General features: G+C 67.0%; 9 protein-coding genes and 1 tRNA gene. 1 reads left to right on the plus strand and 9 read right to left on the minus strand.

Going from position 1 to position 13,586, the window contains the following annotated elements:
• Positions 1-24: 24 nt before the first annotated feature.
• Both KF892_09625 and KF892_09630 read right to left on the minus strand, forming a co-directional pair.
• The gene (locus KF892_09625; protein MBX3625259.1) at positions 25-2,232 is read right to left on the minus strand and encodes a response regulator; all 2,208 of its coding nucleotides are present in this window, start codon (positions 2,230-2,232) and stop codon (positions 25-27) included.
• On the minus strand, positions 2,217-8,417 hold the full coding sequence (locus tag KF892_09630; GenBank protein ID MBX3625260.1) for a HAMP domain-containing protein: 6,201 nt from the start codon (positions 8,415-8,417) through the stop codon (positions 2,217-2,219). Before KF892_09630 ends, KF892_09625 begins: the two co-directional genes overlap by 16 nt.
• Positions 8,418-8,780: 363 nt before the next feature.
• Between KF892_09630 and KF892_09635 the strand changes: the two genes are divergently transcribed.
• Positions 8,781-9,146 carry a response regulator gene (locus KF892_09635; GenBank protein ID MBX3625261.1) on the plus strand — a complete coding sequence of 122 codons (366 nt, stop codon included), beginning with the start codon at positions 8,781-8,783 and terminating at the stop codon, positions 9,144-9,146.
• Positions 9,147-9,152: 6 nt separating this feature from the next.
• Here the strand turns inward: KF892_09635 and KF892_09640 are convergent, their stop codons facing one another.
• The 7 genes from KF892_09640 to KF892_09670 form a co-directional block, all read right to left on the minus strand.
• Positions 9,153-9,695 (minus strand): low affinity iron permease family protein, encoded by a 543-nt coding sequence (locus tag KF892_09640; GenBank protein ID MBX3625262.1) that lies wholly within the window; start codon positions 9,693-9,695, stop codon positions 9,153-9,155.
• Entirely contained in the window at positions 9,692-9,904 is a 213-nt protein-coding gene (locus KF892_09645; GenBank protein MBX3625263.1) for a hypothetical protein, read from the minus strand. Before KF892_09645 ends, KF892_09640 begins: the two co-directional genes overlap by 4 nt.
• Positions 9,905-9,965: 61 nt before the next feature.
• Positions 9,966-10,493: a hemerythrin domain-containing protein gene (locus KF892_09650; GenBank protein MBX3625264.1), complete on the minus strand. Its 528-nt coding sequence runs from the start codon at positions 10,491-10,493 to the stop codon at positions 9,966-9,968.
• 202 nt (positions 10,494-10,695) lie between these two features.
• Positions 10,696-10,783 (minus strand) — tRNA-Ser (locus KF892_09655).
• 47 nt (positions 10,784-10,830) lie between these two features.
• Positions 10,831-12,126: a serine--tRNA ligase gene (serS, locus tag KF892_09660; GenBank protein MBX3625265.1), complete on the minus strand. Its 1,296-nt coding sequence runs from the start codon at positions 12,124-12,126 to the stop codon at positions 10,831-10,833.
• Between the two features lie 23 nt (positions 12,127-12,149).
• Positions 12,150-13,076 (minus strand): 4-hydroxy-3-methylbut-2-enyl diphosphate reductase, encoded by a 927-nt coding sequence (gene ispH / locus KF892_09665; GenBank protein ID MBX3625266.1) that lies wholly within the window; start codon positions 13,074-13,076, stop codon positions 12,150-12,152.
• Complete coding sequence (locus tag KF892_09670; protein MBX3625267.1) at positions 13,076-13,519, minus strand: FKBP-type peptidyl-prolyl cis-trans isomerase; 444 nt, start codon at positions 13,517-13,519, stop codon at positions 13,076-13,078. Before KF892_09670 ends, ispH begins: the two co-directional genes overlap by 1 nt.
• Positions 13,520-13,586 lie beyond the last annotated feature (67 nt).

Raw genomic sequence — 13,586 nt, forward strand, 5'->3', positions numbered from 1 at the left:
CTCAGGGCGAACGGAGAACCGCCCTCAGGCGCTGCTGCGTTCGCCGGCCGGCACCGCCCGGTCGCGCAGCCAGCCGTCGATGCAGTTGAGCAGCACCATCGGGTCGGCCGGCTTCACGAAGTGGTGGTCGAAGCCAGCGGCTTCGGCGTTCTGCCGGTCTTCGCGCTGGCCGTAGCCGGTGAGCGCGAGCAACAGCGCGGCCTTGCCGACGGGCGTCTGGCGCAGGCGGCGCGCCACCTCGTAGCCGTCGAGCACCGGCAGGCCGATGTCGAGCACCACCACCTCGGGCGCGAAGAACTCGGCCGCCACCAGCGCCTCGCCGCCGTCGGCCGCGGTGCGCACCTCGTGGCCGCTCAGCTCGAAGAAGCTCGCCACGCTTTGCGCGGCATCGCGGTTGTCGTCGACCACCAGCACGCGGCACGCCGGTGGCGCGGGCTGCTCGGCCGGCGCGGGCGCGGCGTCGCCACTGGCGATCAAGCCGACGCAGGGCAGGCGCAGCGTGAACTCCGAGCCTTTGCCCACGCCCTCGCTCGCCGCCTCCAGGCGGCCGCCGTGCATCTCGGCCAGCCGGCGTGCGAGCGTGAGGCCCACGCCCAGGCCACCTTGCGCCCGGTCGAGGCCACGTGCGCCCTGCGTGAAGAGGTCGAAGATGCGCGGCAGCAGCTGCGCGTCGATGCCGATGCCTTCGTCGCGCACGCGGATCACCGCGCCCGTGCCGTCGAGGCTCGCGTGCAGGGTCACCGTGGTGCCGCGCTCGCTGTACTTCGAGGCGTTGTTGAGCAGGTTGGAGAGGATCTGCGCCAGCCGTGCGAAGTCGCCCTGCAGCCACACCGGCTCGGCGAGCGGCTGCACCTGCAGCGTCTGGCCGCGCGAGTCGACGAGCGGTTGCGCCGTCTCGACGCTGTGCGCGATCACCGCGTTGAGGTCGACCTTCTCGCGTGTGAGCACGATCTTGCCCTGGCTGATGCGCGCCACGTCGAGCAGCTCGTCGATCAGCCGCGTCATCTGCTGTACCTGGCGCACCATGATCTCCGACGCGCGGTTGAGCTTCGGGTCGGGCGGCGCCACGCGGCGGATGACCTCCAGCGCGGTGCGCACCGGCGCGAGCGGGTTGCGCAGCTCGTGCGAGAGCATCGCGAGGAACTCGTCTTTGCGGCGGCCGGCTTCCTGCAGCTCCATCTCGGCGGCACGCCGCTCGACGATCTCGCTCTGCAGGCTGCCATAGAGCGTGGCGTTTTCCAGCGCCGCCGCGGCCCGCGCGGCCAGGTCGTCGAGCACCCGCCAGTCGACCAGGTGCTCGCTGCCGTCGCTGGCGACGAAGAGCGCGCCCAGCAGGCGGTCGCCGTTGATGAGTGGCAGCGCCGCCGCACGCTGCCAGCGCCGGCTGCTGCGCGGCTCGAAGCTGCCGGTCGAGGGCTCCTGCACCGCCTCTTCCAGCGCGGTGAGCAGCATCTCATCGAGGTTGACGCGTGTGCGGTCCTTGATGGCGCGGCGCAGCGCCACGCGCACGCTGCCGTCGAGTGCCGGCCAGGGCAGCTCGCGCACCGCGCCGTCGCTCGCGAGCACCACCTCGGGCTGGCTGTCGACGTCGTCGCTGCCGACCACCACCGCCGTGGTGGCGAGCGTGGGCACGAGCAGGCGCGCCAGGTCACGCCGGCTCACGGCGGCCTGCAGCGAGCTGTTGAGCACATGGCTGGCACTCGCGAGGAAGGCCGAGCGACGGTCGCTGTCTTCGGCGGCCTCGCGCGCGGCCTCGGCCGCCGCCACCGCCGCGCGTGCATCGGCCTGCCGCCGCAGCTGGCGCTGCATGGCGAAGAGCCGCACGAAGACCCGCACCTTGCTGCGCAGGATGTGCGGCACCACCGGCGAGAGGATGTAGTCGACCGCGCCCAGCGCGTAACCCCGCTCGGTCTGCATCTCGTCGGCATACGACGTGATGAAGATGATGGGCGTGTCGACCGAGCGCTTGTACTGGCGGATCAGCGTGGCCGTCTCGAAACCGTCGATGTCGGGCATGTTGACGTCGAGCAGGATCACCGCGAACTCGCGTTGCAGCACCTCGCGCAGCGCCTCACGCCCGGAGCGCACGAAGACGAGCTCCTGCCCCAGCTCTTCGAGCACCGTGCGGAAGACCAGCAGCTTCTCGGGCAGGTCGTCGACGATGAGGATGTTGACCCGGTCCTCACCCTCCGCAGGCAGCGTCGTGGCGAGATCGTTCAACGGCACAGCCATCCCCTCAAGACCACGAGCAGGTAGGCCGTGTCGACCGGCTTGGAGAGGTAGTCCCACGCCCCGGCCTCGATGCACTTCTCGCGGTCGCCCTTCATCGCCTTGGCGGTCACGGCCACGAGCGGCAGCTCCTTGCCGCGCGGCAGCTTGCGCATCTGGCGCATGGTCTCCATGCCGTCCATCTCCGGCATCATGATGTCCATCAGCACGATGTCGATTTCGGGGTCGTTCTCGACGAGGCGGATCGCATCGCGCCCGTTCTCGGCCGAGAGGATCACCATGCCCTGCGCGTCGAGCACGGTGGCGAGCGCGAAGATGTTGCGCATGTCGTCGTCGACGATCAGCACCTTCTTGCCTTCGAGCGTGCGGTCGCCGTCGACCACCGCCTGCACCGAGCGGCGCTCGGCTTCGGTGAACGAGGCTTCGCCGCGGTGCAGGAAGAGCGCGGTGGCGTCCAGCATGCGATCGAGCGTCGGTGCGCGGCGCAGCGCGAAGGCGCTGTGGCCGCGGCCCCAGACGGTGGTGACCGCGGGCGCTTCGCTCGTGAGCACGATGGGCATCTGGCGTGCAAGCGGGCGCGACTCCAGCGCCTCGATCACGTCTTCGGGGCCGAAGTCGGGCACGCTGCCGTCGGTGATGAGGCAGTCGATGTTGCCGCTGCGCATCTGCACCCGCGCATCGGCCGCCGACTCGGGCTGCACCACGTCGGTGTCGGCATCGAGCGCCTGCAGGTAGGTGTCGCGCAGCGGCGTGGGCGCCATCATCACCATCAGGCGTTTCTTGCGGCGATCGGCGAACTCGTAGAGGTGGCCGAGGGCCTGCTCCACTTCGTCGGCCGACTGCAGCGGCTTGGTGAGGAAGCCGACCGCTCCCGAGGCCAGGGCACGCTCGCGCGAGTCGTCGGTCGAGACCACGCACACCGGGATGTGGCGCGTGGCCAGGTCGCTCTTGAGCCGCTCGAGGATGCGCCAGCCTTCCATGTCGGGCAGGAAGATGTCGAGCGTGATCGTGGCGGGCTGGAAGTCACGTGTCATCGCAAGCGCCGCCGCACCGCTGGTGCTGACCAGGCCCTTGAAGCCGACACGCCGCGCGGCCTGCAGCAGCACCTGGGCGAACGCGAGGTCGTTCTCGACGATCAGCAGCACCTTGTCGCCGAGCAGGATGTCGTTGCGATCGTCGTTGGCGGGGTTCGCCGCGGCCTGGCCCTCGGGGTCGTGCAAGTCGTCGCTCGCCGGCTGCGGGCCCATGACGACACGCGGGGCCGGGGCAGGCAGTGCCACAGGGGCGGCTGCGGGCAGCTCGCGCGCCACCACGTCTTGGGCTGGCAGCACCGGGCGGCCGTGGCGCGGGCTGCGCGTCGGGCTGTAGCTCTGCGGCAGGTAGAGCGTGAAGGTGCTGCCCTGCGAAGGCGCGCTGACGAGCTTGATCTCGCCGCCGAGCAGGCGCGCCAGTTCGCGGCTGATGGCGAGGCCGAGGCCGGTGCCACCGTACTTGCGGCTGGTGGAGCCGTCGGCCTGCTGGAAGGCTTCGAAGATGATCTGCTGCTTGTCCGACGAGATGCCGATGCCGGTGTCGCTGACCGAGAAGGCGAGCACCTGCGCGGCGCGGTTGAGGTCGTCGTTGTCGCGCGACCAGCCGCCATCGGCCACCGCCACCGAAAGCCGCACCGAGCCCTGGTGGGTGAACTTGAAGGCGTTGGACAGCAGGTTCTTGATGATCTGCTGCAGGCGCTTGACGTCGGTGACCACCGTCTTGGGTAGCGGCTGGTGGTGCGTGATCTCGAACTCGACATGCTTGTTTTCCGCCACGTGGCGGAAGCTGCGGTCCACGCTGCGCTGCAGGTCTTCGAGGCGCAGCTCGCTCACATCCACCACCACCGTGCCCGACTCGATCTTCGAGAGGTCGAGGATGTCGTTGATGAGCGCCAGCAGGTCGTTGCCCGAGAGGTGGATGGTCTTGGCGAACTCCACCTGCTTGGGCGTGAGGTTGCCTTCGGCGTTCTTGCAGAGCTGGTCACTCAAGATGAGCAGCGAGTTGAGCGGCGTGCGCAACTCGTGCGACATGTTGGCGAGGAACTCCGACTTGTACTTCGAGGTCAGTGCGAGCTGCTCGGCCTTTTCTTCCAGCGCCTGGCGGGCCTGCTCCACCTCGGCGTTCTTGCGCTCCACCTCCTGGTTCTGGTGCACGAGCAGGCGGGCTTTTTCCTGCAGCTCTTCGTTGGTCTGCTGCAATTCCTGCTGGCGGCTCTGCAGTTCCTCGGCGAGCGACTGTGACTGCTTGAGCAGGTCTTCCGTCCGCATGTTGGCGCTGATCGTGTTGATCACGATGCCGATGGATTCGGTGAGCTGGTCGAGGAAGGCCTGGTGCGCCGGGTTGAAGCGTTCCAGCGACGCGAGCTCCAGCACGCCGCGCACCTCGCCTTCGAAGACGATGGGCAGCACGAGCACGTCCATGGCCGCCGCTTCGCTCAAGCCGGTGGCGATGCGGAAGGCCTGGCTCGGCACGTTGGTGAGCAGGATCTTGCGTTTCTCGATCGCGCACTGGCCGACCAGGCCCTGGCCCAGCTCGACTTCCTTGCCATGCGACTCTTGCCCGCCCGAGGCGTAGCTGCCGAAGAGCTTGAGCTTGGTGGCGTTCGACGTGCCGGTCAGCACGTAGAACTCGGCCTGCTGCGCGCCCACCACCGGGGCGAGTTCCGAGAGGATCAGCTGGCCCACGGTCAGCAGGTCCTTCTGGCCTTGCAGCATGCGGCTGAACTTGGCGAGGTTGGTCTTCAGCCAGTCCTGCTCGGTGTTCTTCTGGGTGGTGTCCTTCAGGTTGCGGATCATCTCGTTGATGGTGTCCTTGAGCGCGGCCACTTCGCCTTGCGCCTTCACCGTGATGGACCGCGTCAAGTCACCCTGCGTCACCGCGGTCGCCACCTCGGCAATCGCGCGCACCTGCGTCGTGAGGTTGGCGGCGAGCTGGTTCACGTTTTCCGTGAGGCCCTTCCACGTGCCCGAGGCGCCCGGCACCTTGGCCTGGCCGCCGAGCTTGCCTTCCACGCCCACTTCACGCGCCACGCTCGTCACCTGGTCGGCAAACGTCGCCAGCGTGTCGGTCATGCTGTTGATGGTCTCGGCCAGCGCGGCGATCTCGCCCTTGGCTTCCACCGTGAGCTTCTGCTTCAGGTCGCCGTTGGCCACGGCCGTCACCACCTTCGCGATGCCGCGCACCTGGCCGGTCAGGTTGCCGGCCATGAAGTTCACGTTTTCGGTGAGGTCCTTCCAGGTGCCCGACACGTCGCGCACCTGGGCCTGGCCGCCGAGGCGACCTTCGGTGCCCACCTCACGCGCCACACGGGTCACTTCGGCGGCGAAGGAGGAGAGCTGGTCCACCATGGTGTTGATGGTGGCCTTGAGCTCCAGGATCTCGCCCTTCACGTCGACCGTGATCTTCTTGGAGAGGTCGCCCGCGGCCACCGCCTTCGTCACGTCGGCGATGTTGCGCACCTGGCTCGTGAGGTTCGAGGCCATCAGGTTCACGCTGTCGGTCAGGTCCTTCCAGGTGCCGGCCACGCCTTGCACGTCGGCCTGGCCGCCGAGCTTGCCTTCGGTGCCCACCTCGCGCGCCACGCGGGTCACTTCGGCCGCGAAGGATCGCAGCTGGTCCACCATGGTGTTGATGGTGTTCTTGAGCTCCGAGATCTCGCCCTTCACGTCGACCGAGATCTTCTTCGAGAGGTCACCGGCGGCCACCGCCTTCGTCACTTCGGCGATGTTGCGCACCTGAGAGGTCAGGTTGCCCGCCATGAAGTTCACCGACTCGGTGAGGTCCTTCCAGGTGCCGGCCACGCCCTGCACGTCGGCCTGGCCGCCGAGCTTGCCTTCGGTGCCCACCTCGCGCGCCACGCGCGTCACTTCCGCGGCGAAGCTTCGCAGCTGGTCCACCATGGTGTTCACGGTGTTCTTCAGCTCCAGGATCTCGCCCTTCACGTCCACCGTGATCTTCTTGGACAAGTCACCCGCCGCCACCGCCTTCGTCACGTCGGCGATGTTGCGCACTTGCGACGTCAGGTTGCCGGCCATGAAGTTCACCGACTCGGTGAGGTCCTTCCAGGTGCCGGCCACACCTTGCACGTCGGCTTGGCCGCCGAGCTTGCCTTCGGTGCCCACCTCACGCGCCACACGCGTCACCTCGGCGGCGAAGGAGGAGAGCTGGTCCACCATGGTGTTGATGGTGTTCTTCAGCTCCGAGATCTCGCCCTTCACGTCCACCGTGATCTTCTTGGAGAGGTCACCCGCGGCCACGGCGGTCGTCACTTCCGCGATGTTGCGCACCTGAGAGGTGAGGTTGCCGGCCATCGAGTTCACCGACTCGGTCAGGTCCTTCCAGGTGCCGGCCACGCCCTGCACGTCGGCCTGGCCACCGAGCTTGCCCTCAGTGCCCACCTCGCGCGCCACGCGGGTCACTTCGGCGGCGAAGCTTCGTAGCTGGTCCACCATGGTGTTGATCGTGGCCTTGAGGTCGAGGATCTCGCCCTTCACGTCCACCGTGATCTTCTTGGAGAGGTCACCCGCCGCCACGGCCTTCGTCACGTCGGCGATGTTGCGCACCTGGGAGGTCAGGTTGCCGGCCATCGAGTTCACCGAATCCGTCAGGTCCTTCCAGGTGCCCGACACATCGCGCACCTGGGCCTGGCCGCCGAGGCGCCCTTCGGTGCCCACCTCGCGCGCCACGCGGGTCACTTCGGCGGCGAAGGAGGAGAGCTGGTCCACCATGGTGTTCACGGTGTTCTTCAGCTCCAGGATCTCGCCTTTCACGTCCACCGTGATCTTCTTGGAGAGGTCGCCGGCCGCCACCGCTTTCGTCACGTCAGCGATGTTTCGCACTTGAGACGTGAGGTTGCCGGCCATGAAGTTCACCGAGTCAGTGAGGTCCTTCCACGTGCCGGCCACACCTTGCACATCGGCCTGGCCGCCGAGCTTGCCTTCGGTGCCCACTTCGCGCGCCACGCGGGTCACTTCCGCAGCAAACGATCGCAGCTGGTCCACCATCGTGTTGATGGTGGTCTTCAGTTCCGAGATCTCGCCCTTCACGTCCACCGTGATCTTCTTGGACAGGTCACCGGCGGCCACCGCCTTCGTCACGTCGGCGATGTTGCGCACTTGAGACGTCAGGTTGCCGGCCATGAAGTTCACCGACTCGGTCAGGTCCTTCCAGGTGCCGGCCACGCCTTGCACGTCGGCCTGGCCGCCCAGCTTGCCTTCGGTGCCCACCTCACGCGCCACGCGGGTCACTTCGGCGGCGAAGGATCGCAGCTGGTCCACCAGCGTGTTGACGGTGCTCTTGAGTTCAAGAATCTCGCCCTTGCCGTCGACCGTGATCTTCTTGGACAGGTCACCCGCCGCCACCGCCTTCGTCACGTCGGCGATGTTGCGCACCTGGGAGGTGAGGTTGCCGGCCATCGAGTTCACCGAGTCGGTCAAGTCCTTCCACGTGCCCGACACCCCTTCCACCCGCGCCTGGCCGCCCAGGATGCCCTCGGTACCCACTTCACGCGCCACCCGCGTCACTTCGGACGCAAAGCTTCGCAGCTGGTCCACCATGGTGTTGATGGTGTTCTTGAGCGTGAGGAACTCGCCCTTCACGTCCACGTCGATCTTCTTGGAGAGGTCGCCCTTGGCCACGGCCGTGGTCACATCGGCGATGTTGCGCACCTGGTCGGTCAGGTTGCCGGCCATGGAGTTCACCGAGTCGGTGAGGTCCTTCCACGTACCGGCCACGCCCTTCACCTTGGCCTGGCCACCGAGCTTGCCTTCGGTGCCCACTTCGCGCGCCACGCGCGTCACTTCGGCCGAGAAGTTGGAGAGCTGGTCCACCATCTTGTTGATGGTCTTGGCGGTGCGCAGGAACTCGCCTTCGAGTTCGCGCCCTTCCACTTCGAGCGCCATGCTCTTGGAGAGGTCGCCCTGCGCCACCGCGCCGATCACACGCGCCACTTCGGAGGTGGGGTGCACGAGGTCGTCGATCAGCGCGTTGATGCACTGCACCGACTCGCCCCAGAACCCACGCGCATCGGGCAGCGACGCGCGTTGCTTCAGCTTGCCTTCCTTGCCCACCACCTGACGAAGGCGGTTGAGTTCGGCGGCGAGCGCGGCGTTCTGGTCGACGAGGTCGTTGAACACATCGGCCACGCGGCCGGCCATGCCTTCCCAGTGCAGCGGAAGCCTGGCGCTGGAGTCACCTCGTCGAAGCTGCGTGAGGGCGTTCAGCAGGACGGCCATCTCTTGGTCGGGAACGGCGATTGCCGCGTCGTCGAGGACTTTCATGGGCGGTGGCTTTCAGCAGGGAAGACACGCGCAGGCACACACCTGCAGCGTTGAACGGGTGCCCGCAGCGTAGGCCTTGGCCTTGCACGCGAGGTGAAGGACAAGCGCGAAACCTGCTGTAGGAAACGCCCTACACCCCTCGTGAGAGCGTGTTTTGAGCACGTTGCAGCACCTCGCCGGCTGCTGATCGCGGGCTTAGACTGCGGGCCACCCGAGACTGGAGCTTCTTCTGTGAATGCCGTGACCATCCTCTACGTCGAAGACAGCGACGACCTGCGCGACACTATCGGCATGCTGCTCGAAGCACCTGGCCGCGAGGTGGTGTGTTGCGCCACGGCCGAAGAAGCGCTCGCGATCCTCGCCGAGCGCGAAGCCGACATCGTGATCACCGACGTGAGCCTGCCCGGCATGTCGGGCACCGACCTCGCCCGCAAGCTGCTGGCCGAGCAGCCCGAGCGACGCGTGGTGCTGTGCTCGGGGTATGAATTCGGCGACGCGGTGCGGCAGTTCGGCCCCAACGTGCGGGCCTTGCTCAAGCCCTTCGAGCCGGAGGAAATGGAAGCCCTGGTCGACGCAGTCTGCACCCAGGTGCGCGCGGTGGCCTGAGAGCTGTCAGGCGGCTTCGCGCTGCGGCAGGGCGCGCCGCGACGGTGCGTCGGTCGGCATGCCCTCCTCGTCGATCGAGTGCGCTTCCTTGATGGGGCCCGTCTCCTTGGCGCGCTCGGAAAGGCGCATGTAGAAGCTGGCCACCTCGCGCAGGTCCTGCTCGTCGAGGTCTTCGATGCCGATCATGCGGTTGCTCGCTTGGCGGTTGGCGGCGAGCAGCTCGTTGAGCTTGAGGTGCAGCGCCACGCTGTCCTTGTTCTGGCTCTGCTGGATGAGAAACACCATCAGGAAGGTCACGATGGTGGTGCCGGTGTTGATGACGAGCTGCCAGTTCCCCGAGAAACCGAAGAGCGGCCCCGTCACGGCCCAGGCCACGATCACCAGCAGGGCGGCACAGAAGGCCGTGGGCGACCCTGCCCAGCGCGTGACGCCCGAGGCGAAACGATCGAAGGCGGTGAGCAGGGGCGAGTGGCTGGCCGCATACGAGGTGCTCGTCGTCGACGGCATCGCGCCGGCATGCCCGCTCCCACCGCGCGGCGCGGCGCTCATCGGCGCTCCTGCGCCCCCGAGCCGGCGCGGTTGACGGCACGCCTCACCTCGACCGGCTGGCGCACCGTTGGCTTGTCGGCCAGCAGCGCGCTGCCCACGTCGTCGACCCAACCGACCAGCATCGCGTGCTGCGGCTCGAAGAGCATGCGGTCCTCGGCGGCCAGCAAGGCGCCAGCCCCGAGGGCGGCCACCGCGGTCACGGCGGCCATGAGTGAAGGAATGTGCGAAGGCGCGGATTTCATGACCGGCCCCTTTCCCTGTGGAGGTGGATCAATGAGCCTTGGGCGCTTCTTCGCCCATCAGCTCGCTCTTGCGCGCCTGCAGCGACGCGCCCAGTTCCTTGAGGTCGAGTTCCGTCTTCTTGAGCTTCGGGAACATCTCCTTCTCTTCTTCCTTCACGTGGTGCTCGACGTACTCGCCCAGCACGGTGACCTTCGCGTCATACAGGTCGTCGGACGGCTGCATGCCGCGGATCTGGGCGATCAGGTCTTTCGCGCTCGCGTGCTCGACCTGGGCCTCGTCGACGAGGTCGGCTTCGTCGGCCATCACGTCATAGGCGGCCGGGTACACCAGCTCTTCCTCGATCTGCGCGTGCACGCTCAGCATCTCGCAGATCTGCTCGGCGAGCGCCTGCTTCTGGCTGTCGTCGGCCTCGGCCTTGACGAGCTTTTCGTATTCCTTGAACAAGGCCTTCACGTCCTTGTGGTCCTGCGTCAGCAGCTTGATGGCGTCGGGCGTGCGCGAGGCGGCCGAACGGGTGGAGGTGGACTTGCGGCTCTGGGTGGATGTGGTCGGCATGGGATGGCTCCGTACTGCGTGGCTGTCTGTGGGGCCGTCGATCGGGAGTCGATCAGGGCATGGACGAAGAGTACGAATGAACGCAGCCGCGCAAAAGGACCCTGTCAGCAAGACGCGGAAAACTCCTACACGCGCGGGCCGTGGCGGCCGACGGCAGCGCCCAAAAGCAAAACGGGCCGTGAGGCCCGTTTTGTGGTCTAGCTGGCGGAGAGGGTGGGATTCGAACCCACGGTACCTTGCGGTACGCCTGATTTCGAGTCAGGTACATTCGACCACTCTGCCACCTCTCCTGATCGGTGCCCGGCAGGTCGTTCGCCGGAAAGCCCAGGATTCTAGCTCAAGCTTTCAGGACTGCCGTGCCGCCCATGTACGGGCGCAGCACGTCGGGCACGGTGATCGAACCGTCGGCGTTCTGGTAGTTCTCCAGCACCGCCACCAGCGTGCGGCCCACCGCGAGGCCCGAGCCGTTCAGCGTGTGCACGAGCTCGTTCTTGCCCTGCGCGTTCTTGAAGCGGGCTTGCATGCGCCGCGCCTGGAAGGCTTCGCAATTCGACACCGAGCTGATCTCGCGGTACGTGTTCTGCGCCGGCAGCCACACCTCGAGGTCGTAGGTCTTGGTGGAGCCGAACCCCATGTCGCCGGTGCACAGCGTGACCACGCGATACGGCAGGCCGAGCTTCTGTAGGATGGCTTCGGCGTGGCCCCGCATCTCTTCCAGCGCTTCGTAGCTCTTCTCGGGGTGCACGATCTGCACCATCTCGACCTTGTCGAACTGGTGCTGGCGGATCATGCCGCGCGTGTCGCGCCCGGCGCTGCCGGCTTCGCTGCGAAAGCACGGGCTGTGCGCCGTGAGCTTGATGGGCAGCTGGCTTTCGGCCAGCACGCTCTCTCGCACGGTGTTGGTCAGCGAAATCTCGGACGTGGAGATCAGGTACTGCTCGGGCTGGTCTTCATCACCCCCGCGCATGACCCAGAACATGTCTTCGCGGAACTTGGGCAGTTGGCCCGTGCCCTCGAGCACCTCGCGGTTGACGATGTAAGGCGAGTAGCACTCGGTGTAGCCGTGCTCGTCGGTCTGCACATCCAGCATGAACTGCGCGAGCGCGCGGTGCAGCTTGGCCACCGGGCCACGCAGGAAGCTGAAGCGCGAGCCGGAGAGCTTCGCGCCGGTGTCGAAGTCGAGGCCCAGCGGGGCGCCGAGGTCGACGTGGTCCTTGACGGGAAAGTCGTAGGTCTGCGGCGTACCCCAGCGATGGAGCTCCACGTTCGCATGCTCGTCGCCGCCCACCGGCACGCTCTCATGCGGCAGGTTGGGCACGCTCATCAGCATCTGCGACAGCTCGGCCTGGATCACCTCCAGCCGGTCGGCACTCGCCTTGAGCTCGTCGCCCAGGCCGCCCACTTCGGCCATCACGGCCGAGGTATCCTGCTTCTGCGCCTTGAGCATGCCGATCTGCTTGGACAGGCTGTTGCGCTTGGCCTGCAGGTCTTCGGTGCGCGTCTGGATGGCCTTGCGCTCGGTCTCCAGCGACTGGAAGCGCTCGACGTCGAGGAAGGGCTGGGGGGTCTTGCGCTTCTCGAGCGTCTTGACGACGGACTCGAGGTCTTTGCGGAGCAGGTTGATGTCAAGCATGGTCTGCGGATTCTAGGAGGGGCTTACTTCAGACCCTTGGGCAACGGGAAGTGCACGGTCTCTTCCACCCCGTCCATCTTGCGCACCGACACCGCGCCCAGGGCCTTCAACCGGGTGATCACCTGTGTCACCAGGATCTCGGGTGCCGACGCGCCCGCGGTGAGGCCGACACGACGTTTGCCGTCGAGCCACTCGGGCCTCAGGTCGTCCGGCTGGTCGACCATGTAGGCGCTGGCTCCCAGGCGTTCACCGAGTTCGCGCAGGCGGTTGCTGTTGCTGCTGGTCGGGCTGCCCACGACGATGAGCACGTCGACCTGCGGGGCGAGCACCTTCACCGCGTCTTGCCGGTTCTGCGTGGCGTAGCAGATGTCCTGCTGCTTGGGCTCACGCACGCTCGGGAAGCGCCGCTTCACCGCCGCCAGGATGTCGGCCGCATCGTCGACCGAGAGCGTGGTCTGCGTGACCACCGCGAGCTTGTCGGTCTGCGCCGGTTGCACCCGCTCGACGTCGGCCACGTCTTCCACGAGGTGGATGCCTTCGCTGAGCTGCCCCATCGTGCCTTCGACCTCGGGGTGCCCCTTGTGGCCGATCATGATGAAGTCGTAGCCCTCCTTGTGGAGCTTGGCCACTTCCACATGCACCTTGGTGACGAGCGGGCAGGTGGCGTCGAAGATCGAGAAGCCGCGCTCCTGCGCTTCCTTGCGCACCGCCTGCGACACGCCATGCGCGCTGAAGACGAGCGTGGCACCCGCCGGCACCTCGGCCAGGTCTTCAATGAAGATCGCACCCTTGGCCTTCAGGTCATTGACGACGTAGGTGTTGTGCACGATCTCGTGGCGCACGTAGATCGGCGCACCGAACTTCGCGATCGCGCGCTCGACGATCTCGATGGCGCGGTCCACGCCTGCACAGAAGCCGCGCGGCTCGGCCAGCAGCACTTCGTCAAGCATCACAGCACTCCGATCAGGTGGACTTCAAACGTGACCGGCTGGCCGGCGAGCGGATGGTTGAAGTCGAAGAGCAGCCAATCGGGCCCCACTTCACGCACCACGCCGGCATAGCTGCCCTGGCCATCGGGCGTGGGGAACTGCACCACGTCACCCACGCTGTAGCGCTCGTCGGGGTCGCCCAGCTCGTGCATCAGCGAGAGCTTCACCCGCTGCAGCATGTCGGGGTTGCGCTCGCCGAAGGCCTCGCCTGGCGCCAGCTGGAACGAGGTGCGGGTGCCTTCGGCCAAGCCCAGCAGCTTCGCTTCCATCGCCGGGGCCAGCTGGCCCGAGCCGAGCGAGAGCGTGGCCGGCTTGTCGTTGAAGGTGTTGATGACGTCGGCGCCATCGGGGCCGCACAGGCGGTAGTGCAGGGTCAGGAAGGAGCCCGGCTGAACAGTTTGGATGGCGTGGTTCAAGGTGACGGCCCCCCCGGAAAGGCGAGGGAATGCGTTGGGGAGTACGAATAGACTG

Source organism: Rhizobacter sp. (assembly GCA_019635355.1).
GTDB lineage: Bacteria > Pseudomonadota > Gammaproteobacteria > Burkholderiales > Burkholderiaceae_C > Rhizobacter.